Annotated in this window: 24 protein-coding genes; 8 read left to right on the top strand and 16 right to left on the bottom strand. The window is 47.2% G+C overall.

What is annotated here, in order from left to right:
• Positions 1–21 precede the first annotated feature (21 nt).
• Both ytrH and ytrI read left to right on the top strand, forming a co-directional pair.
• On the top strand, positions 22–354 hold the full coding sequence (gene ytrH / locus H615_RS0110755) for a sporulation membrane protein YtrH (RefSeq protein WP_027955151.1): 333 nt from the start codon (positions 22–24) through the stop codon (positions 352–354).
• Complete coding sequence (gene ytrI, locus H615_RS0110750; RefSeq protein WP_027955150.1) at positions 354–851, top strand: sporulation membrane protein YtrI; 498 nt, start codon at positions 354–356, stop codon at positions 849–851. The genes ytrH and ytrI overlap by 1 nt, the downstream gene beginning before the upstream one ends.
• 16 nt (positions 852–867) lie before the next feature.
• On the opposite strand, the gene H615_RS0110745 is transcribed toward ytrI, so the two are convergent.
• Positions 868–1,824, bottom strand: coding sequence for a DHH family phosphoesterase (locus H615_RS0110745; protein ID WP_027955149.1), 957 nt, complete (start codon positions 1,822–1,824; stop codon positions 868–870).
• Positions 1,825–1,947: 123 nt separating this feature from the next.
• Between H615_RS0110745 and H615_RS0110740 the strand changes: the two genes are divergently transcribed.
• Complete coding sequence (locus H615_RS0110740; protein ID WP_027955148.1) at positions 1,948–2,250, top strand: YtpI family protein; 303 nt, start codon at positions 1,948–1,950, stop codon at positions 2,248–2,250.
• 37 nt (positions 2,251–2,287) lie between these two features.
• On the opposite strand, the gene H615_RS0110735 is transcribed toward H615_RS0110740, so the two are convergent.
• The 5 genes from H615_RS0110735 to H615_RS0110710 form a co-directional block, all read right to left on the bottom strand.
• Complete coding sequence (locus H615_RS0110735) at positions 2,288–3,601, bottom strand: DRTGG domain-containing protein (protein ID WP_027955147.1); 1,314 nt, start codon at positions 3,599–3,601, stop codon at positions 2,288–2,290.
• Between the two features lie 174 nt (positions 3,602–3,775).
• Positions 3,776–4,456 carry a metal-dependent hydrolase gene (locus H615_RS0110730; protein ID WP_027955146.1) on the bottom strand — a complete coding sequence of 227 codons (681 nt, stop codon included), beginning with the start codon at positions 4,454–4,456 and terminating at the stop codon, positions 3,776–3,778.
• 261 nt (positions 4,457–4,717) lie between these two features.
• Complete coding sequence (locus H615_RS0110720) at positions 4,718–5,389, bottom strand: PspA/IM30 family protein (protein ID WP_027955144.1); 672 nt, start codon at positions 5,387–5,389, stop codon at positions 4,718–4,720.
• Positions 5,390–5,404: 15 nt separating this feature from the next.
• Positions 5,405–5,917, bottom strand: a complete 513-nt coding sequence (locus H615_RS0110715; protein ID WP_027955143.1) for a DUF4178 domain-containing protein — start codon at positions 5,915–5,917, stop codon at positions 5,405–5,407.
• 95 nt (positions 5,918–6,012) lie between these two features.
• Positions 6,013–6,771, bottom strand: coding sequence for an SDR family oxidoreductase (locus tag H615_RS0110710; protein ID WP_027955142.1), 759 nt, complete (start codon positions 6,769–6,771; stop codon positions 6,013–6,015).
• A gap of 106 nt (positions 6,772–6,877) precedes the next feature.
• Between H615_RS0110710 and H615_RS0110705 the strand changes: the two genes are divergently transcribed.
• Positions 6,878–8,194 carry a purine-cytosine permease family protein gene (locus H615_RS0110705; RefSeq protein ID WP_027955141.1) on the top strand — a complete coding sequence of 439 codons (1,317 nt, stop codon included), beginning with the start codon at positions 6,878–6,880 and terminating at the stop codon, positions 8,192–8,194.
• 283 nt (positions 8,195–8,477) lie between these two features.
• Complete coding sequence (locus H615_RS0110695) at positions 8,478–8,936, top strand: universal stress protein (RefSeq protein WP_027955140.1); 459 nt, start codon at positions 8,478–8,480, stop codon at positions 8,934–8,936.
• Between the two features lie 24 nt (positions 8,937–8,960).
• Here H615_RS0110695 and H615_RS0110690 read toward each other — a convergent pair whose 3' ends face one another.
• From H615_RS0110690 to H615_RS0110675, 4 genes are all read right to left on the bottom strand, one after another.
• Positions 8,961–9,473, bottom strand: a complete 513-nt coding sequence (locus tag H615_RS0110690) for a MogA/MoaB family molybdenum cofactor biosynthesis protein (protein ID WP_027955139.1) — start codon at positions 9,471–9,473, stop codon at positions 8,961–8,963.
• Positions 9,474–9,475: 2 nt separating this feature from the next.
• Positions 9,476–10,303: an EcsC family protein gene (locus tag H615_RS0110685; RefSeq protein WP_027955138.1), complete on the bottom strand. Its 828-nt coding sequence runs from the start codon at positions 10,301–10,303 to the stop codon at positions 9,476–9,478.
• 102 nt (positions 10,304–10,405) lie between these two features.
• On the bottom strand, positions 10,406–11,596 hold the full coding sequence (locus tag H615_RS0110680; protein WP_027955137.1) for an acetate kinase: 1,191 nt from the start codon (positions 11,594–11,596) through the stop codon (positions 10,406–10,408).
• Positions 11,597–11,724: 128 nt separating this feature from the next.
• A complete protein-coding gene (locus H615_RS0110675; RefSeq protein ID WP_027955136.1) occupies positions 11,725–12,711 on the bottom strand; it encodes a class I SAM-dependent methyltransferase in 987 nt (328 codons plus the stop codon).
• A gap of 230 nt (positions 12,712–12,941) precedes the next feature.
• On the opposite strand from H615_RS0110675, the gene H615_RS0110670 reads away from it, so the two are divergent.
• Positions 12,942–13,745, top strand: coding sequence for an NAD kinase (locus H615_RS0110670; protein ID WP_027955135.1), 804 nt, complete (start codon positions 12,942–12,944; stop codon positions 13,743–13,745).
• 48 nt (positions 13,746–13,793) lie between these two features.
• Here the strand turns inward: H615_RS0110670 and H615_RS0110665 are convergent, their stop codons facing one another.
• The 5 genes from H615_RS0110665 to ezrA form a co-directional block, all read right to left on the bottom strand.
• Positions 13,794–15,383: an amidohydrolase gene (locus H615_RS0110665; RefSeq protein ID WP_027955134.1), complete on the bottom strand. Its 1,590-nt coding sequence runs from the start codon at positions 15,381–15,383 to the stop codon at positions 13,794–13,796.
• A 106-nt stretch (positions 15,384–15,489) separates the two neighbouring features.
• Positions 15,490–16,701, bottom strand: a complete 1,212-nt coding sequence (gene thiI / locus H615_RS0110660; protein ID WP_027955133.1) for a tRNA uracil 4-sulfurtransferase ThiI — start codon at positions 16,699–16,701, stop codon at positions 15,490–15,492.
• Between the two features lie 7 nt (positions 16,702–16,708).
• The gene (locus tag H615_RS0110655) at positions 16,709–17,848 is read right to left on the bottom strand and encodes a cysteine desulfurase family protein (RefSeq protein ID WP_027955132.1); all 1,140 of its coding nucleotides are present in this window, start codon (positions 17,846–17,848) and stop codon (positions 16,709–16,711) included.
• Positions 17,849–17,988: 140 nt separating this feature from the next.
• A complete protein-coding gene (locus tag H615_RS0110650; RefSeq protein ID WP_027955131.1) occupies positions 17,989–18,309 on the bottom strand; it encodes a hypothetical protein in 321 nt (106 codons plus the stop codon).
• Between the two features lie 11 nt (positions 18,310–18,320).
• Positions 18,321–20,012 (bottom strand): septation ring formation regulator EzrA, encoded by a 1,692-nt coding sequence (ezrA, locus tag H615_RS0110645; RefSeq protein ID WP_027955130.1) that lies wholly within the window; start codon positions 20,010–20,012, stop codon positions 18,321–18,323.
• Between the two features lie 158 nt (positions 20,013–20,170).
• Between ezrA and hisJ the strand changes: the two genes are divergently transcribed.
• On the top strand, positions 20,171–20,983 hold the full coding sequence (hisJ, locus tag H615_RS0110640) for a histidinol-phosphatase HisJ (RefSeq protein WP_027955129.1): 813 nt from the start codon (positions 20,171–20,173) through the stop codon (positions 20,981–20,983).
• Here the strand turns inward: hisJ and refZ are convergent.
• Complete coding sequence (refZ, locus tag H615_RS0110635; protein ID WP_035531980.1) at positions 20,964–21,566, bottom strand: forespore capture DNA-binding protein RefZ; 603 nt, start codon at positions 21,564–21,566, stop codon at positions 20,964–20,966. The two genes, hisJ and refZ, sit on opposite strands and share 20 nt — an antisense overlap.
• A 120-nt stretch (positions 21,567–21,686) precedes the next feature.
• Between refZ and H615_RS0110630 the strand changes: the two genes are divergently transcribed.
• Complete coding sequence (locus H615_RS0110630; protein WP_027955127.1) at positions 21,687–22,166, top strand: GAF domain-containing protein; 480 nt, start codon at positions 21,687–21,689, stop codon at positions 22,164–22,166.
• The last annotated feature ends 32 nt before the right edge of the window (positions 22,167–22,198 follow it).

Raw genomic sequence — 22,198 nt, 5'->3', positions numbered from 1 at the left:
CCAGGCGGAAAGAGGGACAAGATGGAAGACCGTTTAATCGTATCCATGATCCAATGCTTCTTTATCGCTTTTGGAGTTATTGTAGGTGGAACACTTATTGGAAGTATCGGCAGTTACTTAACAGGGGAAGCTCCGCTGACCGCCATGTTCCGCATCGCCAAAAGTTTAAGAATCTGGGCTGTTGTTGCAGCCATCGGGGGAACCTTTGATGCCATCAGCAACTTTGAAAAAGGCATTCTCGACGGCTCCACTTTCGATATGTTCAAGCAGATCGTCATAATCGTTGCGGCTATGGGCGGGGTGAAGGCAGCACTTCTGTTGTTTGAGTGGCTGCTCGGAGAAGAGGTGACCTGATGCATTTCCCTCCTTACCATAAAAGCAGGGAATGGAGGCGTTTTTTCGCCGGTGTTCTGCTCGGCACCCTGGCCGGCTGGCTCTTTTTTCTTTATACTCATGGGCAGCTCCAGCAGAAATATACCGAAGAACATATCGGCTTGACTACAGAGCTGCACGAACTGGAAGTGAAGTATGAGGGACTGCTGAACAATAAAAATCAGGATTCTGAATCCGCACCACTGACGGTTGGCGAAATGGACGTTTCCTACACCAATGCCAAAAAGCTGGAAGTCGACCTGCTTACGCAGCACCAGCTGACGACGATGGTCAAGGATCAGCTTTCTTCCCTGCCAGGGAAGCCCGTAAAGGTGGTAGCTGATCAGGCGGATCTGATCTTAACCGCCCTTGAAAACAAAAACTATGTGGTGGATGACTTCACCTACCAACTGAAAGTGAACCAACTGATCATTTCCGAGGTCATTACGTTAAGACTTGAAATAAAGCTGGTACGTTAAAAACGAGCAGGCTATCTTATGCCTGCTCGTTTCGATATGCTTTACAAACCTCTTCCAATTCCCCGGCAATGTCCTCGGTTTCCGCCCAGTTGGAAGCAGAAGCCCCTGAGGCCATCGGGTGTCCACCACCATTATGAGCAGCGGCAACTCCGTTAATCACCGGACCTTTGGAACGCAGGCGGACGCGGATATTATCTTCTTCTTCCACGAAGAACGCCCACGCAAGAATGCCTTCAATATCTCCGAGAAGGCCGACCAGCTGGCTCGTTTCGGTCGCTGTTACACCAAAACGCTCCAAAGTATCCTTATCAAGTCGTATGGTGGAATAGCCGGCCGGGTGAAGCGTGAAGTTCTCAAGGACATAGCCTTTTAACCTGGCTACGTGGACAGGAGTCTTATACATTTCGTTAAACAGGGAAGATCGATCAAAATCATAATGCACTAAATCCGCAGCGTAGGAGAGCGTTCTGTTCGTTGTGCTTGGAAAAAGAAAACGCCCGGTATCCCCTACAATTCCTGCATACAGAAGCCTTGCAGAACGTTCATTCATTTTCAGTCCTGCCTCGATTCCTTCCTTGTATAAATGATAAATCATTTCGGAGGTGGAGCTGGATGTCGTATCCACCCATTGAATGTCTCCATACTGATCGACGTCAGGGTGATGATCAATTTTCACGAGCTGTTTTCCGGATCCAAATCTTTGGTCATCAATACGGGCCTGATTGGCTGTGTCACAGACGATGACTAAAGCTTCCTTAAAAGTGTCATCAGCAATATCATCCATTTCGGCAAGAAATGCCAGCGACGGCTCCCCTTCGCCCGCAAGATACACCTGCTTTTCCGGAAAGCTCGCACGAATTATTTCGGCAAGTCCGGCCTGGGAACCATAGGCATCAGGATCCGGCCGGACGTGGCGGTGGATAATGATAGTCGAATGAGATTTAATGGACTGAATGATGGCTTGTGTAGACATGAAATAAAGCCTCCTATTATTTTTTCCTGACAACCGCTTGCAGAATTCCCGGCACAGGTAGCCTTTTCCAACAAAACAAGCTACAATGAAAAGGAATTCTTAACGATCAGGAGTCGATTCACCTTGATTATTTTTCCGATTCTCATCTTAGTTTCCCTTGTTCTTTACATTTACTACAAAGTGATGGTCATCCGGGCCCGAGATCCACTTACACAGGAATACTTGAACAGCAGATCGAAGATTTTTCTCGGCGGATTCTTGTTTTTCTTTGCGATTAACCAGTATGTATTTTATCAGACAAGGCTTTCCTTGTTTGTCGGGCTGGTCTTCCTTATACTCGGAGCTGCTCAGGCACGGCTCGGCTTTAAGGCGAGCCGCCATTACCAGCAGGAATATAAAAAGCAGGAAGCCCGTTCCCAGACCTGAATGGTTCACAAAGCCGCTGCCCGGACAGCGGCTTTTTTTATCGGTCGATCAACTGGGCCATAAGAAGAGCTTTTCCGACAATCGATTTTCCGTGGTGAACTTCAATGTCCACCTTGGCAAATTTGCGGCCGACTTCTAAAATCTGTGGAATAATTTCAATATCACTTTCAATTTGAACCGGCTTGATAAAATAGACGGAAATATTTTCGACGACCAGATCCCCTTTTTTGTACTTCCGGAGCATCCGGCTGGAGGCCTCCGTAATCAGGGAAACAAACACGCCGTACGACATCGTCCCAAGCTGGTTGGTCATCTGCGGTGTCACTCTCGTACTCCAGCGCTGCGGGCTCTGATCGCTCTCCACCATCACCATCCGGTTTGTAGCCAGGTCATCGATGGTTTCTCCAACCTGAGGCTGCCGTTGAATGTGCTGCAGCGCCTTCAGCACATCCTGCCGGGAGATAATCCCCTGGAATTTATGGCTGGTATCAACGACCGGCATCAGTTCGATTCCTTCCCACACCATTACATGCGCCGCATTAGCCAGGGATGTCGTCGTATGAGCCGTCATCGGATTACGGGTCATCACCTTATCGATCCTGACCGTTTTCTCCTGCCCGATGACATCTTTAGAAGTGACAATTCCAACCACACGGTTCTGCTCATCCACTACCGGATAGCGGCTGTGCTTCGTTTCCTCATTCAGGTCATGCCAGCGCTGGACAGTATCCCTTGTGGAAAGAAACCTGGAATCATCAAAAGAAGTGTAGATATCATCCACCAGTACGATTTCCTTTTTAATAAGCTGATCGTAAATGGCTCTATTAATCATTGTCGCTACAGTAAATGTATCATAACTTGTAGAGATGACAGGGAGCTTCTTTTCGTCGGCCAGTTTTTTCACGGTATCTGTCGTATCAAATCCACCCGTTACTAACACAGCCGCGCCCTCTTTCACTGCCAGCTCATGGGCATTCGTCCGGTTCCCGACAATGAGGAGGGAACCCGCTTCTGTATAACGCATCATCGCTTCCAGTTTCATAGCTCCGATGACAAACTTTCCAAGGGTTTTATAAAGGCCTTCTCTACCGCCCAGAACCTGCCCATCAACGACGTTGACGATTTCAGCGAACGTCAGACGCTCAATATTCTCTTTCTTCTTCTTTTCAATCCGGATGGTCCCCACACGCTCCATCGTACTGACAAGATGCTGGTTTTCCGCTTCCTTAATGGCACGATAGGCCGTTCCTTCACTGACATTCAGCGCTTTTGCAATCCCGCGTACGGATATTTTACTTCCTACGGATAAGGACTCGATGTGTTCCAGGATCTGTTCATGTTTTGTAGCCATTCACCCACCAAACTTTCTATCTGTACTAGTCATTTCTCTCTTTATTGTTATTATACAACTGATACAGATGTTCTGCAATTTCTTCCAGAATTCAGGCGCATGGTTTCCAGGACTGAATCGGTATGGGATAAAAAAAGCGGCAGGGCCACAATGGCCTGCCGCCTTTCCAACGCTCTACAATTCTATGACCTCTCCCGGCTGTAGCGCACGTCCTGTTCCAGGCTTCACCTGTGAAGCAAATCCTTCTCCATCCTGATTGATGAGATCGAAGGTGTTATAGTGAACTGGAACGACCTGTTTCGCCTGCAGCCATTCTGCTGCGGTTAAAGCATCCTCCGGCCCCATCGTGAAATTATCCCCGATCGGAAGAAAAGCCAGATCAATATCATTGCGTTCCCCGATCAGTTTCATATCAGAAAACAACCCGGTATCACCGGCATGGAAAATGGTTTTGCCATCGATAGTCAGAAGGATCCCCGTCGGCATTCCTGTATAGACAATGGTGCCATCCTCTTCGGTATAAGCTGAACCATGAAAAGCCTGGGTGAACTTCACATGTCCGAAATCAAATTCATGCCCCCCGCCGATATGCATCGGGTGAGCGTTTAACCCTTTGTTTCCAAGGTAGGTAGCCAGCTCAAACGGGGCAACAATCTGTGCATTGGTCCGTTCGGCAATTTCGAACGTATCCCCTACGTGATCGTTATGTCCATGGGTCAGCAGAATGACATCCGGTTCCACCTGATCCGCATTCAAATCCGTGTTCCCGTTATCTGAGATGAATGGGTCAAACAAAATCGTTTTTCCATTGGCTTCCACTTTGACTACGGCGTGTCCATGATAAGAAACTTTCATCCTTCCACTCCTTCTCACAAAAAGTAATGTATACGGCTGGATGCATTTATCCAACCCTTTCCATTTCCTTCTACACTTCTTTTCATTTCCCTGTCTTTCTACTCCTGAAACACGGGCGGACCTATATGGCCGTTACCGTGGAAGTCCTTGATTTCCACGACTATCCGCTTAAAAAAAGGAAGTTTATGAACTATCCGGAACCAGAGCTGCGCCAGCGGTAATCATACAAACAAAGACCCCCGGAAGCCGGGGGTCTCGCCGTTACTCTTTATTCATTTTACGCTTCAGCGCCTGCAGTTCATCATCCACATCATCTTTTTTGTCCATTTCCTCGAATTCATCATCAATGGAGCGGGCTTCTGATGAAAGATCATCACTTGTATCCGCCTCCGCTTCATACTGCATGACCTTTTCTTCCATACGCTCAAAGCCTTGACGGGATTCATCCCCGCCGATACTGGACATGGTCCGGTTCATCTTCGTACGGGTTTTCGCTGATTCCGCACGGGCTTTCAAGGAATCTTTCTTCAGTTTCATTTCCTGGTATTCTTTCTTCATTTCATCGAGCTTTTCACGGAGATTGGAAGCGTCTGTCTGAGCGCGCTCCCAGGACGCTTTCAACTGCTCGGCCTGTTCCTGATGATTTTTCTTATCTTCCAGGGCGCGGCGGGCAAGATCTTCATTACCGGCTTCAATGGCTTTTTCAGCCTGCTGCATCCGCTTATCCGCAAGAGCCTGGGCATCATCGTACTTGCGCTTCAGCATTTTCTCATTGGCGATCTGCTTAGCAACAGCGCTCTCTGCTTCACGAATGTCATTTTCCATGTCCCTCATAAATTGGTCGAGCATTTTCACTGGATCTTCAGCTTTATCAAGCATCGCATTCATTTCAGAACCTACGACCGTCTTCACACGTTTGAAAAATTTGAACATGTAAATTCCTCCTTGTTATTTAGAACCTGCTATAATTTTCAATTCATACGCTTCAATGTCTGACCCGATACTGACTTCAACTTCCGTCCCCCAGGCTTCAACACTCAGGTATGCTTCTTCATCTTCAGATATATAGTCCGCATAGTTGACGGTCCGGCCGTTCACATTCGCACTGCGGCCTTCCCCTGTCACCTGGGCTTCCCCTTCTTCATCCTTCGTGTAGGTCACACCTTCGTATTCAAGAGAGGAGGGGTACGGCCTGCCCACAGGCAGATTGACCTTCTCATACATTCCAAGCTCCAGCTCGTCATCCATTTCAGCAGCGAGCCATTTGGTTCGATTCCCTTCCAGCAGCTGATAGGCATACCATTCATAAGAACCGTCCCGATAGGTGATTTTCCCTACTACTTCGTAATCGGCGAGGTCGTAGGTCACAATATCTCCTACTTCAATCATCAGAGGCGTCCGTTCTTTCACCTCGGGCACCTGCTGGTCTTTCTTTTGAAACAATCGAGAGAAAAAACCCAATCCTTCACTTCCCTTCTGCTTTGCCCTGTGTACCTTATGTACGGAAAGCCCCGGGCAGAGGTTTCACTTTTTCTAAAAATATTCACCCTCCCCCCTTAACGATGGCGGTGGATGACATCAAGACCGCCGGTGACTTCGTATATTGTGCCTGTAATCATATCCGAGCGTTCATCACATAGAAAATCGATGGTCCGTGCGATATCCTCCCCTGTGCCGGGTCTTCCTATCGGTGTCTCGTCATCCGTCGTATTCCGGCTTTGATCGATGGAAGACTCCTTCCATTCACCCACAATATTTCCAGGGCAGATCATATTTGAGGTGATGCCGTGCTCGGCTTCCTCATAGGCAATCGTTTTGGTCAGGGAAACGAGGCCTACTTTCGCTGCAGCGAAGGCTGATCGGTAAATCCAACCGGACGCCGAATGAGCTCCTTGAAATCCATAATTGATGATCCGGCCGAAATGCTGTCTGCGCATATAGGGAATGGTCAGCTTAAGCAGGTAAAAGACGGCATCCAGATTCCCACGGATCATTTGATTCCATTCTTCTTTAGAATAGTCCATCAGCTTTTTCCGTTCAAATATATAAGGCCCTGCATTATTAATTAAGAAGTCGATACGGCCGTAGCGGTCCACCGCCTGCTCGACCACACGTTCCAAATCCTGTTCCACTGTGACATCCGCCTTTACAAGCTGAATACGCCCGCGTGCGGAAGCAAAGTCATTCAGGAGTGTCTGCGCCTTCTGCTCGTCGTTAAAATAGGTTACCGTTACGGAATACCCCTGAGCAAGCATGTGTTCCGTAACTTTTCTGCCGAGGCCTTTCGTGCCGGCTGTTATGATGGCATGGCGCATCTAAACCCCTCCTTTTATCGATCCATCTCTACTTTCAAACAGTTGTATTGTTTACTTCTTCTGCCCCGTTCTGTACAATGAGCTCGTCAGAAAGGACGTGACAATCATGAGAGCTGCTGCAGGCAGTAAGTCTGTTGTGGAGAGGTACGGACTTGAAGCCGTGCCTCTCCACCAGAAAAATACGCCCTGGTATCGTTTCGCTTTTATCCAGATGGCCGTTGCGGCCAATGCCGGAAACTTCCTCGTGCCCGCTCTTGCTGTCATGGAAGGCGGGCTTTCCTTCTGGAGCGCTGTTCTCTGCACCTGTGCAGGTGCCTGGCTTGGGTTTCTTTTTGTATCCTATTTATCTTTACCCGGGGCACGGCTCGGCATCCCCGCCCAGTACGCGATCCGGACAATGCTGGGTGTTCGAGGCGCACAGTTTCTATCATCTCCTGTAAGGAGTTTGACTTCTCTTTACTGGTTCGCGGTCCAGACCATCGGAGGAACGTACGTCATTCAAGAACTGGTATCCAGAATTTCCGGAGCTGCGCTTCCCTTCTGGATTGTTTCCCTGCCGTTATCTCTTTTGATGGTCCTATTAGCTATCCTCGGTTTTAACGCCGTTAAGAAGGCGACCAGTTATTTCCTTCCGCTCCTGCTTGTTGGAGAGGGAACTATGCTCTATGTATACTTTACTACAAACAATGAATCCGGTGCATCCTTGACGCTTGCCATGGATGGCTGGAGCGGCTCTCTCCCGATGATGCTGTTCTTCTCAAGCCTGGCCTTCGTCCAGTATGTTTCTGGAGTGAGCGCATCAGCTGATATGACGAGGTATGCGCAGACACCGGCCCAAGGTTTCTGGGGACTGCTTACTGGCAACGCCGCCGGGTTTCTTCTAACAGCAGTGATCGGATGTGCTTCCGCTACTCTTTATGGAAGTCTCAACCCATATGTATCCTCTTCAAACCAGACGGCATCCCCCGTGATCATCACGGTGATTACTTTGACAGCTGTCATTTCCATGATCAGCATCAACGTCAGCAATGCCTATACCGGCGGTTTCAGTCTTCTCAACATTTTCCCTAAGCTGTCCAGAGTTCAGAGTGCCGTGCTTTTTGGCAGCGCAGGCGTTATTCTGAGTGGATTTCCGAACCTCGTGAATGAAGCGGAATCATTTATCTCTCTGCTGGGCGGCTTGATCATTCCGATTTCTGCGGTTCTTGTCAGTGATTTCCTTGTGGTGAAACGCGGCCGTCTGACCAACGAGGATTTGAACCTGCTTCCTTCTGCCCCGGCTGTCAATCGTTCAGCGATGGGTGCTGTGACCGTCGGGACACTGTTGTACTTTGCCTTTCCGGACGATTGGTCCCCTGGGTTTCTTACCTTTGTAGTTATTGCAATGATTTACCCGCTCACTCAGAGAAACGCAGAAGCATAAGAAAACATAGGTTACGAAAAATCCCCCGCTTTTTTCCAGGCGGGGGACTTCTTATTTATCGACGTTTTTGGCGACGGTCACCGGACTGGTAGCTTTCATTCAAAGCACTCATGATCCGGCGTTGGTCGATGCTTTCTTTTTCAAGAGGGTTCATTGGCTTCTTCATTGACATCACCTCTGTCTTATTGTTCACACAATTCTCCCGATTATGTATGGAACAACGGTCTACAATAGAGGATAGCATGATATAATAAAAGTAATTAAATGGGAGGGGGTAATTGGGATGACTTATGAATATAAAGATATCGTCGTTGCCGTGGATGGTTCCGTTACAGCAGAGGAGGCTTTTTCAAAAGCGATTGACATAGCCAATCGAAACGGAGCAAAACTGATTCTTGCTCACGTAGTGGATACAAGAGCTTTTGCTACCGTGGAAGCGTATGACCGTTCCTTAGCAATACGGGCAGAGCAGTACGCCACGGAGCTGTTGAACGACTATCAAAAGAAAGCGGAACAAGCCGGCGTCACCAACGTCGTGATTGATATTGAGTATGGGTCCCCGAAAGTGAAAATCGCTAAAGACATTGCGCCTAAACATCACGCTGATTTAATTATCTGCGGTGCGACCGGTCTGAATGCTATGGAACGCTTCTTTATTGGAAGTGTTTCCGAGCACATTACCCGCTATTCCCCATGTGACGTTCTCGTTGTCCGCGCCGGTGCCGATAAACAAGATGAGTAAAGAGCCCTTTTAAGGGCTCTTTTTTTATTGATCTTTTCTTAATTCACGGACAACATGGTGGAGCTCCGGTAAAATCAACTTATCCATAGCCAGTTTCACCGCTCCTGTTGAACCAGGCGTGGAAAAGACCGCTTTTCCACCTGCCACCCCTGCCGCTGCCCTCGATAGGATAGCGGCAGATCCAATGTCTTCTGTGTAGCTGAGCATACGGAAAATCTCTCCAAAGCCCGGCATTTCCTTTTCAAAAACACTTTCCACTGCTTCAATAGTGACATCCCTGGCGGCGATTCCTGTGCCGCCATTCAGTAAAATGACGTCCATAGAAGGATGAGCCATATTCTCATGAAGTTCTTGGAGAATAGACGCTTTCTCATCGGGCACAATCGAAGAGCGGAGGATTTCATGATTGTGCTCAAGCAGTTTTTCCTTCATCAGTCTGCCGCTCTTATCCGTATCCACTGTCCTTGTATCACTAACGGTAATGATCCCGCAGCGGACAGGCCCTTTTACTGCTTGCTTATGTTCATCAACGGACACATTCAGCCTCCTTCCTCATTCGTGATATGACGATACTGGTAAAATTTCATAGCGAATTCCGTCACACGCTTGGTTAAATGGTAGTTCGAATATGCGCCGATGGCTATGCTTATAAAAGGAAGACCCTGCACCAGTTTTTTTCTGAACATCAAAATGAACAGGGACTTGAAGCAGTGCTTCAGCGGCTGCTCCAGCCACCCTTCATCCGTCAGACGGTCATCACCGGCAACAATGAAGTTGTGTTCTTTTTTCTCGACTTCCTGAATCAAATCCTCCCAGGCCTGCGCTTTCAAACGCTTGGGGAGTGTCGCCGCGTGAAACACCTTCAAGGAAATCATCATTTCGTAAGGATGATTCATTTCATGCCCAAAGGTAAGTCCGATCAACTGAATAGCCCGGATGTTCATAAGCATCATCATCGGATAGTCGACACCGAGAAACAACCACCCTCCAGCCCCCGTCAATCCACCCTGAGCAAAAGAATACAGGCGCCCACGGGCCATCTGCTGCTCAGCAATATAGGTCAATTGATCAGTGGTTAACTCTTTTTCCATATCCTGAATGTGATGGATGTTGGAAGAAAAGATCCGTCCTGCAGTCAAAATACGCGCGCGCGCCTCATATTGATAGGACGTCCCTTGGAGAAACGCATGGGTGTGAAAGAACCACGCATCCAGCTTGGAAAAGAATTTATTCCTGACTCCAGGGTCGAGGTTTTGAAAATTTTGATGCATCCATTGATCATACATGTTTTCAAAATCATTCGGCTGGTACTGCCGGAACTGCTGAAGCCATATCTCAAGTTCTCTGTGGATTCGATCATCAGCCAATCCATTCTCCCCCTTATAAGGCAGCCTTTTCCTCTATTGTAGCCTTAACAACGAAAAAAAAGCAATGAACCCGGAGAACCGGATTCACTGCTTTGACCTTTCTTATAAACCTTTTTCCACAGTGTCGCGGGCAATCATGACTTCCTCGTTGGTAGGAATGACCATAACTTTGACCGGAGAGTGCGGGTAGTTCACAAATGCTTCTTTTCCACGGACTTTGTTCAAGGATGGATCCCAGTAAACGCCCATGAACTCCAATCCTTTAAGGACACGTTCACGCATTGTAATACTGTTTTCACCAACACCTGCTGTGAAGATGATGCCATCGATTCCGTGCATGCGGGCGGCATAGGAACCAATATATTTGTGGATACGGGCTGCGAACACTTCGAGAGCAAGCTCTGCACGTTCGTCCCCTTCATTCGCCTGCACTTCGATGTCTCTCAGATCGCTGGAGAAACCGGAAAGAGCCAGCATTCCACTTTCTTTATTCAATACATTCATAACTTCTGACGCTGTCTTACCCGTCTTTTCCATAATGAATGGAATAAGGGCAGGGTCAATGTTCCCGGAACGGGTTCCCATTGTTACCCCGGCAAGCGGTGTGAAGCCCATGGATGTATCGATGGACTTTCCGCCTTCGATGGCTGCTATACTCGCTCCATTACCAAGGTGGCAGGAAAGCAGACGAAGTTCCTCAACCGGACGGCCGAGCATTTCCGCTGCACGCTCAGACACATATTTGTGCGACGTACCGTGGAAACCATACTTACGAATGCCGTACTCTTCATAGTATTCATATGGCAGGCTGTACAAGTAAGACTGCTCAGGCATGGACTGGTGGAAGGCTGTATCGAAAACGGCCACGTGCGGAACGTTCGGCAGCACTTCACGGAAAGCATTGATCCCTGTCAGGTTGGCAGGGTTATGCAGTGGTGCAAGGTCCGATACCTGTTCGATTTCTTTGATCACTTCGTCTGTAATCAATACAGATTCACTGAAGCGCTCGCCTCCATGAACGACACGGTGGCCGACACCGTTAATTTCATCCAGAGAGTTGATGATGCCGTTGGCTGTCAGCTTATCCAAAAGCATTTTTACCGCTTCGGCATGATCAGGAATTTCTGTTACCGTTTTATCTTCTTCATCATTAAATTCAATGGTGAATACAGCGTCATCCAGACCGATCCGCTCAACGAGGCCTTTTGTAACGACTGTTTCCTCAGGCATTTCAATCAGTTGGAATTTCAACGATGAACTGCCGGCATTGATAGCAAGAATGTTATTACTCAACGATGCTCATCCCCTTAAATATAGGTTCGTAACTTTCTACCATTACTATTTAATCACCCGCACCCTTTGATTTCAAGGCAGTTCCGTGATGTTAACGTTTACTTGTTATATTCATTATTTTCTCACAATTACCGGCTTTTATATTCGTCAAACCAGGCGTTCATCTGACTGAGAATATCCGCCATGCCATTTGGATTTTTAAAGGACGGAAGTTTCACAAGAAGGGCCTGCTTCGGCGCTTTTGTATCCTTCCCTTTCTTCTGCAGGATTAGTATGCTCTTGCCGTGCTTTTCATCCTTAAAGAGAGAATCAGAAAGCTGGAGCATCCCTACAATATGGGCGTGTTCACGCAGGTAGGCATTCAAAGCTTTGGACTGATCGCTTTCAAACAGGAAGTTTGGCACGATGAACATCATATACCCGCCTTCCTTCGTGTAGTTCAAGCCCTGTTCAATGAATAAATGGTGAGCGTAGGAAAGACCTTCCTCTGCTTTCAGCTCATATTTCGCTGCCTGTACGTCATCCGGATAGTAACCGACCGGGAGATCTCCCATAACAAAATCAACAGGCTCCATTAAGAACGGGGCAAGACTGTCCTGGTGGAAGAACTCAATCTTGTTTTTCTGCAGGTTGGCGTTGGTGACTGCCAGCTGGATTAATGTAGGATCGACTTCACTGGCGTAGGCGTTCACCGGCATGTCAAGCTGGTTCATCACCGACGTAATCAAGTTGGCACTTCCGGCAGCCGGATCGAAGATTTTCAATTCCTCTTCGCCTTCAAACAAGCGGGAGGCGAGATACCCCATAAACATCGCGACAGAATCCGGGGTGATCAAGTGCTGCTGCTGCGTGGCCCCTTTCATTCCCTTCAGAATCGCCAGCTGAACAGCTTTCCGGATTTCTTCCTTCTCATGATTGTCTTTTTTCACTTTCGTCAATTCATTTGTCAAATACGTTTGAAGGTTTTCACTCATGTCATCAAACGGCTGCCCGTTGAATAAAACGTCCATTGTTTCCGCAATGGATTCGAGGTAGGTAATATTCATATCCTCTGAAATCGTTGTCGCTGTATTGTCAATCCATTGAAATAGTTGCTCTACATGTTCCTGCTTCATACTATTAGACTCCTTCTCTGTAAAAATTCCAAAGAAATGACGCACGTTGTCAATAACAAAATGCGCCCGTTTACGTACTTGTTCCATTATGGTCTAAACTAACCATAACGAAAACCATGATGTAATTCAACAATGTGAAACTTTCCCGATTTATTTGAAAACTGTGTGCGCTTACACTTTTGAAATGATATGATATGGCTGAAGCTGTACAACTTAAAGGAGGAGTCACGATGACGGATCAACGTAGAAACCTATACTTTTATTATCATCAAAAAACCGAACTTCAGGATAAATTAGAAGCTCTCTTCCAGCTGGCAAGGGACAACGATTTCCAAATTGTTGAAAATTCTAAAGACGCCAACATCGTTATTGCTGTTGGAGGGGACGGTGCCTTTCTTCAAGCTGTCAGAAAAACAGGATTCCGCCAGGACTGCCTGTACGTAGGAATCCGCAGTGAAAATGAAGCAGGTCTGTACTGTGATTTTAATATTGATGACCACGATGAAATGATAGAAGCCATGAAAAATGCAGAAGTAGAAGTCCGCCGCTTTCCTGTCATCGATACCACCATCAACGATGAATCTACCTTCTCCTGTCTAAATGAATGCAGTGTACGCTCGACATTGATTAAGTCCATTGTCATTGATGTCTATATTGATGACCTTCATTTTGAAACGTTCCGGGGAGACGGATTGATCATCGCCACTCCAACAGGAAGTACAGCCTACAACAAATCCATTAATGGAGCCGTTGTCGATCCAAAACTTCCGTGCTTCCAAATCAGTGAGCTTGCCTCCTTGAATAACAACCGCTATCGGACCCTCGGTTCATCCTTCATCCTCAGTGGAGAAAGAACCTTGAACCTTAAGGTCAGGCAGGACGGAAACGACTACCCTATTATCGGCATGGACAATGAAGCGTTCTCTATCCGCAACATCCATGACGTTACTGTAAACCTTAGTGAAAAAGTGATCAAAACGGTCAAGCTGAAAAATAATACGTACTGGGATCGAGTGAAACGCACATTCCTATAACTGTCAAAAAAGGCCTCCGCGGAAAAATATCCGCGGAGGCCTTTTGTATTAGGAGCGCTGATAGACAATATCTTCGTCGATTACTGTCATCATCACTTTTGCATCTGCAAGTTCGTGCGATTTCAGCGTAAACAGGTCTCTGTCCAGCACCGTAAAGTCAGCGGTGAATCCAGGCTGGATCATCCCCTGCTCTCCCTCTTTATGAATCGCTTCAGCACTTCCTTTCGTATACAGACAGACGGCTTCATAAACGCTCAGTTTTTCTTCTGCCTGGTAGACTTCATGATCATAGGAGGCTCTTCGGTCCACGGCAGCCCGGATACCGAGAAGCGGATTGATTTCTTCAATCGGAGCATCTGATCCACCCGCACATTTTATTCCTGCATCAAGAAGCGTCTTCCACGAATACGAGTTTTTCAGACGCATGTTCCCCAGCCTTTCCATCACCCACGGAAAGTCGGAGGCTACAAAGGTCGGCTGGATATCCAGAACGACGTTCAAATGCTGAAGCTTATGAATCAATTCACTGCTTAAAATCTGGGCGTGAATGATACGGTCACGCTCGCCTGTCTTGAGAGGGTTTCTGGCCACTGCGTCTGCTACAGCTTCCACCGCTCCGTCTCCGATGGCATGAACGGCCACAGGCATGTTCCGCTTCCGCGCTTCACCGACGAGGGTGTCCAGCTCCTCCTGCGTATGGATAGCTACCCCGTAATTGTCCGGATCATCCGCATAAGGTTGTTTCAGCCATGCCGTCCGTCCTCCAAGAGCCCCATCAGAAAAAATTTTCAACGCTCCCAGTTCTACAAAGTCTGTTCCCTGCTTGAATCCAAGCCCGGACTCATCCACCTGCTCGATCACACCGTGATGAACGAGCAGATGGGCCCTGAACTTCGTTGTTTTTCCGTCAATCACATCCAAAAAGGCGTCATAGGTTCTTTTGAATCCTCCATAATAGTTCAAATCCTCACTGTGACCACCGACAAGTCCGAAGGCATGCATATCCTTGACGGCAAGATCTGCTGCTTTCCTTAAGTATTCCGGTGTAACCTCCGGCATGGCTGATTTGATCAGGTCCTGAGCTTTATCGTGAAAATACCCGGTCACACGACCGGACTCATCTTTAACGACCACCCCTCCCTGAGGATCGGGAGTACGATCTGTAACCTTCGCGAGCTCCATTGCTTTTGTATTGGCAAGCAGAGCATGACGACAGACACGCGTAAGCATCATGGGATGATTTCGGGAGATTTCGTCCAGTTCATCTTTATGTATGATCCGCTTTTCCTCCCACTGATTTTCATTCCAGCCGTCCCCGATAATCCACTCCCCTTCAGGAAGCTGTTCAGCGTGAAGCTGGAGAGCCTGCTTGACTTCCTCGGCCGATTTCATAAAAGACAGATCCAGACGCATCAGGCGTTCCCCGTGCCCGAGGATGTGCAGGTGGCTGTCAGTAAAGCCGGGGTACATCACCGCCCCTTTCAAATCGATTTCTTCCTTTATTCCGTCTTTGTAGGTTTCAAACAGATCCTGTGTATCTCCTACAGCTTTAATCCGCCCGCCTTCGGTCACAACAGATTCCACCCAGGTGTCTTCAGCTGTCAGCGTATAAATTTTCCCACCATACCAAAGCTTCATCCCAGCACTTCCTCTCTTTTCATTTACTACTATCTATAACATATCCAGGAAAAAAAGAGAACTGTAAACAAAACCCTGACCTAGGATAGGTCAGGGTTTCAATGGCTTATAAGAGATCATCAAAAGCGTCTTCCTGCTGATCCGTACTTCCCTGCGCATCTACTTCGATGGTGTAGGATTCACGGACCGCCTTCTCAAGATCTTCCGAAAAGTCGGTATTGGATTCGTAGTAATTCGCATTCGCTCTTGTCGGTTTTGTTTTTGGTGCTTTTGGTACGAAGACCGTACAGCAGTCTTCAAATGGACGGATCGAAATATCATACGTTCCTATTTTCCGGGAAATATCAATGATTTCAAGCTTATCCATCGCCGCAAGTGGACGAATGACAGGGTAATTGGTTACTTCATTAATGGTGTTCATACTCTCCATCGTTTGGCTGGCCACCTGACCAAGACTTTCGCCGGTCGTAATGGACAAAATCCCCTGCTGTTCTGCAATTTTCTCACTGATCCTCATCATCATCCGTCTTGTAATCGTCATGCTGTACCCGGACGGCATCTCCCTATGAATTTTCTGCTGAACAGCTGTGAACGGGATGACGTGTATTTTCACCTTGCTTCCGTATTTCGCCAGTTCCTGAGCGAGGTCAATCACTTTTTGTTTCGCACGCTCACTCGTATAAGGCGGAGAGTGGAAGTGGACCGCTTCAAGTTCCACACCGCGCTTCATCGTCAAATACCCGGCCACAGGACTGTCGATTCCTCCGGAAAGCATCAACAGACTCTTTCCTGTCGTACCCGCCGGAAGACCACCGGCTCCCGGGTAATCACGTGCAGTGATGAGGACACCTTCGTGGCGGACCTCCACTTTGATTTCCACGTCAGGACGGTGGACATCGACTGTGACACCGTCTGTATTTCTTAAAATATGACCGCCAAGCATTGGATTAATGTCCTGGGAGGGAAGCGGGAACGATTTGTCCGTCCGCTTGGAAGAGATCTTAAAGGTCTGCGCTCCCCGGGCATCATGAAAAGCCAGGAGGACAGCTTCTTTCATCGCTTCCTCTGACTGCTCAACCTTCACAGCAAAGCTTAGGCTGTGAATACCGAATACTTTCTGGCACGCTTCCATCACTTTTTGGGGATGCTCTCCATTCAAGTGTACATACATGCGCCCCTGCGTCTTTTCAATCGTCGTTTCAGGGAACTCCTTGAGTTTACCCGACAAATTGTACTTCAGTTTCTGTTCAAATAACTTTTTATTTTTTCCCTTTAACGCCATTTCACCATAACGGATCATAATACGATCAAATTTCATTGATTGCTCACCTCATTGCAGCTTGTAAGTGATGGACAGCTTCATCCAGTGCATCTACAAATTGTTTAATATCCTCTTCCGTATTCTGTGAAGAAAAACTGACTCTTAACGCTGATGTGGTACGGTCATAATCAAAATTACAAGCCTTCAGTACAGCACTCACATCCGGCTGCTTAGAAGAGCAGGCGGACTTGGTCGAAATATAAATTTCTTTCTGCCCTAATGCGTGGATGACCACCTCAGGTTTTAAGCCGGGTATAGAAAAATTGGTAATGTGGGAAACCCCGTCCTCTGGAGAATTCAACACACAGTAAGGCCGATCCCTTAAGGCTTCCCTCAGCCGGGCTCTCAGCTTCCATAAATGGTCCCGGTTTTGCTGCTCTTTTTCCTTCAGGATGCGGAGGGCTTTAACAAAGGCTACCGTTCCTGGGAGGTTCTCGGTACCCGCTCTCAATTCAGCTTCCTGGCTTCCTCCATGAAGCATTGGAAATAAGGAAACATGCTTTCGCACAAGGAGGGCCCCTGTCCCTTTCACACCATGAATTTTATGACCGGAAATGGTACACAAATCAATGCCCCATTCATTCATGGGAAGATCGATTTTACCAAGTCCCTGAACATGGTCTACATGAAAGTGGATTTTTGGATGTGCTTTCAGTTTCTGCCCGATGTCCTTAATGGGTTGAATGGAACCCAACTCGTTATTTACAGACATCACACTGACTAAAATGGTATCCGGCCTGACGGCATTCATGACAGCATCCGCATCTACAAGACCGTCTCGATTTACATCTATATAGGTAACTTCAAAGCCCAATGACTCCAAGGCTCGAAAAGCTTCCATGACAGATGGGTGCTCAATAGAAGTTGTAATCAGATGTTTCCCTCTATTTTGATGCTGCAGAGCCACCCCTTTCACCGCCATATTGTTCCCCTCTGTACCACCAGATGTAAAGATCACTTCATTTGTATCCACATGCAGCAGACTGGCTGCCTGCTTACGGGAACGATCTAGCAGTCGCTCCACTTCACTTCCCAGACTGTGAATGGAGGAAGGATTGGCGAAATACTGCTCTGCGGCTTTCTGGAAACTTGCCAGCACTTCCGGATAAGGTTGGGTCGTCGCGCTGTTATCCAAGTATATCATTGGCTTTGACTCCTTTTTTTCAAATTGCAGTCCATAATTCTACCACACCAACGGCAGAAATGGAACAGCCGGCCCCTGTCGCAGCCCTGCAAAAAAAGGCATCTGCACGACTGCAGATGCCTTTTTCACCGGAAGACGGCTTATTCCATTGAATCCAAATGTTCGAGGATTGTATCTATACTAAGCTTTCCATCTTCCGTCACATCGTCCACCCAGGACTGCGTGTATTCCATGCTTCCTAAAATATCTTCAGGCTGGCTTTCAGAAGATAGGATTGCGGACGGGTTGTCTCTATCCACCTGTTTCATCAGCTTTTCCTCCACTCCGTAGTCCAGACGGCTGTAGCTGTGTTCCGATGCAGGAAGACGTCCGCTGTCACGAGGCAGGAGGAGAATAACAAGCACTGTTGTCCATAGGAGGACGACACATGCGGATAAACCTATTAAGAGTTTTTTTCTCATGCATCCACGTCCTAGACTAGCATTTCTTCTTCTGCTTCCATTTTCTCAAGCGCTCCGGGGTCAACTTCTTTTACCGCTTCGGCCGCCAGAGCTAAAGCTTCGTCATACTGATAGGAACGGAACTTCTCTTCAGCTTCAAGCAGCTTAGCCGCCAGCAGTGGATGCTTGCTCCGATATCGATTCCCATGTTGGATGAGACGCTCTGATAAATGCGCTTTATCCATCACTTTTTCAGCATCGTTTCTCAGCTTTTCCACCAGTTCAACTGCTTCATCTAAAGATGCATGAACATCATTCATATCCAGAGGCTGTTTCTCCAGGTTCTGAAAAACTTCATCTACTTTCTCACTCGCTGTTTTCATATCTTCAAAGATAAAAACAGGAATTCCCGGGATATTGCTCCTCTTCAGACGGCGGTGGGTTTCCATCAGCAGCTCTTCCATTTTTCTCAACTGCTGCTTCGCCTCGCGTTCGTCTTTCCTTAGGTTTTCCACCCGCTCCTGGAAGAATTCATGTTTTTCCTGGAGGTCAGCGGTCTGTTTCTGCAGCTGCTCCAGATCATCACGCAGTTCAGAATAGGCGGTTTCCCCATCCTGGCGCTTGAATTCGAGACTGGTCATTTTCTTTCTCAGCTGATTGAACCAGTTTTTCAATCCTTGATGGGATTCCACATCTTCTTCTTCAAGCTGATAGGTTACAAGCAGCTCATTCAGTTCTTGTTCTGTCACACTCAACATGCTTTCCAGCTCATCCAGCTTCGCTTTAAGAGGTTCAAACTGTTTTTCTACATATTGATGAGCAACGGCTTCGCCTTCCAAGACCTGATACATCTCCTGAATTCTGGACTCAATGGCTTCTACAGCTTCCTGAACATCGGACTGATCCCCTTGCTCCAGCTTTTCAAAAGCTTCGGTCAGTGTGCGCTCATGTTTATGTATTTCCGGCAGAAATTCGAAATGGGTAATCCGATAGCCTTCTGCTTTCATTTCCTCGATTCCACTCTTCAACTCCCTCAGCTGTTCCGGGAGTTCAACTTTCACTTTACGGTACCGTTCGGGGAAAGCTTCAACATCCTCCTGCAGCAGGACGGTCTCTTCTTTTACGGTCTGCACCAGTTTATTGGCCTCCAGGTAATCCCCCTGCTCTGTCAGCTGTTCAAACTGGGACAGCTTTTCTTTCTGTGCATCCACCCTTTTTTCAAAAAAACTGACAGCTTTCCCGTACTGGTGACGGTTCTGGATCAGACGTTTCGTCAATTCTTTCAATTCAGGAGCAATGGATTCGATTTCCACACGGCTCTCTTTTTCAGAGTTCAGAAGATATTCCAATTCCGTCAGCATCGTTTTTATATCTTCTTCAATCGATTCCAGTTTCTTTTCAGTATTTTCAATCACGGACCTGACTTTCTTCAGTCGGTATTTGTCGGCCGCTTCCTCTGCGTCAAAAAGGTATTCTTCCAGTTCGGGCAGTTCTTTTGTAAGGATTTGATCCCAACGTTCACGCCATGTTTCGAACTTTTCTTGTGTCTCGCCGGAAAGGTTCAGGTTCTTTACTTTGGATAATTCCTCCGTTACGCGCCGGTTCATAATATCCATTTTCCAACCTTCCAGACGATCCACTTCATCATAGACCTTTTTACGCCAAATCAGCCCGATGATGAACATTGCAATTAGTAGTAATATAGCCCCTATGACGTACTTCATAAATAGCCTCCTTACAATAAACATGTCCTACGGATGAATTACGTTCCGATATGTGATTTAGTTGTTTATAATGATACCATGTAAAACAGCCTTTTGGCTAAATTATTTCAAAATTATTAGTGTGCTGACAAAAAATTCTATTTAAGGAGGACAGCCGGATGAAAGACGGTCACATCCATACTCCCTACTGCCCTCACGGGTCGAAGGATTCGCTGGAAAGTTATATAGAAAATGCCATAAAAGCAGGATATTCCGCCTTGACGTTCACCGAACACGCTCCTCTTCCTGATTCCTTTACAGACCCTGCACCAGCTAAAGACAGCAGCATGACAATCGAGGACCTGGAAAACTACCTGGCGGATCTGGGCGGGCTGCAGAAAAAGTACGAGAAGGATTTGACGATTCTGAAAGGACTCGAAGTGGATTATATTGAAGGGTACGAGAAGGAAACCTCATCGTTTCTTGACACCTATGGTCCGGAACTGGATGACAGCATCCTCTCCGTTCATTTTCTCAAGGGGAACAAGGCGTGGTACTGTATCGATTACAGTCCGGAAATGTTCGAAGAGGCAGCGGCAGACTTTGGAAGCATAGAGGCTCTCTACCGCGCCTATTATGACGCCCTTGCCGAATCAGTCCAAGCTCCTCTAGGCTCCTATAAACCAAAACGGATCGGCCACATGACTTTAGTAAGGAAGTTTCAGAAGCTTTATCCCGGTCCGGAAGAATGGCCGTCCAGGGCTTCCCGCTTTTTGACCCTGGTCAAGGAACATGGCTTTGAGCTCGATTATAACGGGGCAGGAATGAAAAAAAACCACTGTAAAGAAACCTACCCGCCGCTTGCCATCGCCCGGGAGGCTTCTTCCATGGGAATTCCATTGATTTATGGCTCGGATGCTCATACCGCTTCAGCTTTGAAGCAGGGCTGGGAGGCTGTTGATCATTCCTTGATCAAGCCCTGGCCGCGATAAGCTGCACCGATTGATGTTCATTCATTAAGTCACTGTATACTTCAACAAAATGGTCGATGGAGGCTTCTGTTATAAACGGATCTTTAAATTCATGAGGCATCGTGAAGGGTGCATTCAAGAGACCCTTCAGCTGTAAAAGGCAGAGCTTCTCCTTGAAGGTCACTTCAATGTGGGAATGTTTATCAAATAAAATCTGCGTGAACAAATGATTTTCCTTAGCCAGATAGGTGACAAGCATTTCCCTGGCAAATACAGTATTCAAGGAAAGCTCCCGGTTCAAGAGACAGGATAGTTGATAATGAGTCTGTTTATAATGTAGAATTTTCTTCACTAACGAATGAAGACGGCTGCCATCCTCAGAGGGCTGCTCACTTTCAAGCATTTCAAGATAGGGTTCAAAGTAACTGACAGCGAGCGATTCAAAAAGGCCCTGCTTGCTTTTGAAGTAGTAATGGATCAATGAAACATTCACATTGGCTGCCTTAGCAATATCTCTGACCGATGTTCCATTAAACCCCTGGCTGTAGAATAGGCGGCAGGCTACGTCCAACACTTTATTACGTGTTCCATTCGGTCGATTCATTATTTTTCCCCCTCGGGATAGGATTCTCTATAATTTTGGGAAATCCTGCTTAGAATCGTCCTGCAAATCCCGACAAATCTCCCATGTTTTGTCGAATAAAAAATGATCAGGAGGTCTATGATGTTCCAATCCATGACTTATTCAGGTACAAAAGAGCAACAGTATGATCTGCTAAATAAGCAGTTGAAAGCCTTGATTGAGGATGAAAAAGATGCTGTGGCCAACCTTTCCAACGCATCGTCCCTGCTCAACCAGTTCCTCGATGATGTAAACTGGGTCGGCTTTTATGTATGGAAGGAAGACGAGCTTGTACTCGGACCATTCCAAGGCATGCCCGCCTGTGTCCGCATCCCTTCTGGAAGAGGCGTATGCGGGACAGCGGTCGCTGAGAGAAAAGTTCAGCGCGTAGAAGATGTTCACGCTTTCCCGGGTCATATTGCCTGCGATGCAGCCAGTCAGTCCGAAATTGTCGTTCCTATTCTTAAAAACGGAGACATATACGGCGTTCTGGATATCGACAGTCCTTCTAAAGGCCGCTTTGATAAAGTGGACGAGCAGAAGCTGGTCGAGTTCGTGGAAACTCTACAAAACTATATTTAATAGACAAAAAAAGTTCCGTTCCATAAAAGAAC

It is taken from the genome of Halobacillus kuroshimensis DSM 18393 (assembly GCF_000425705.1).
Lineage (GTDB): Bacteria > Bacillota > Bacilli > Bacillales > Halobacillaceae > Halobacillus > Halobacillus kuroshimensis.
The sequence above is the reverse complement of the archived record's forward strand: the minus strand, read 5'-3'. Positions and strand labels throughout refer to the sequence as shown.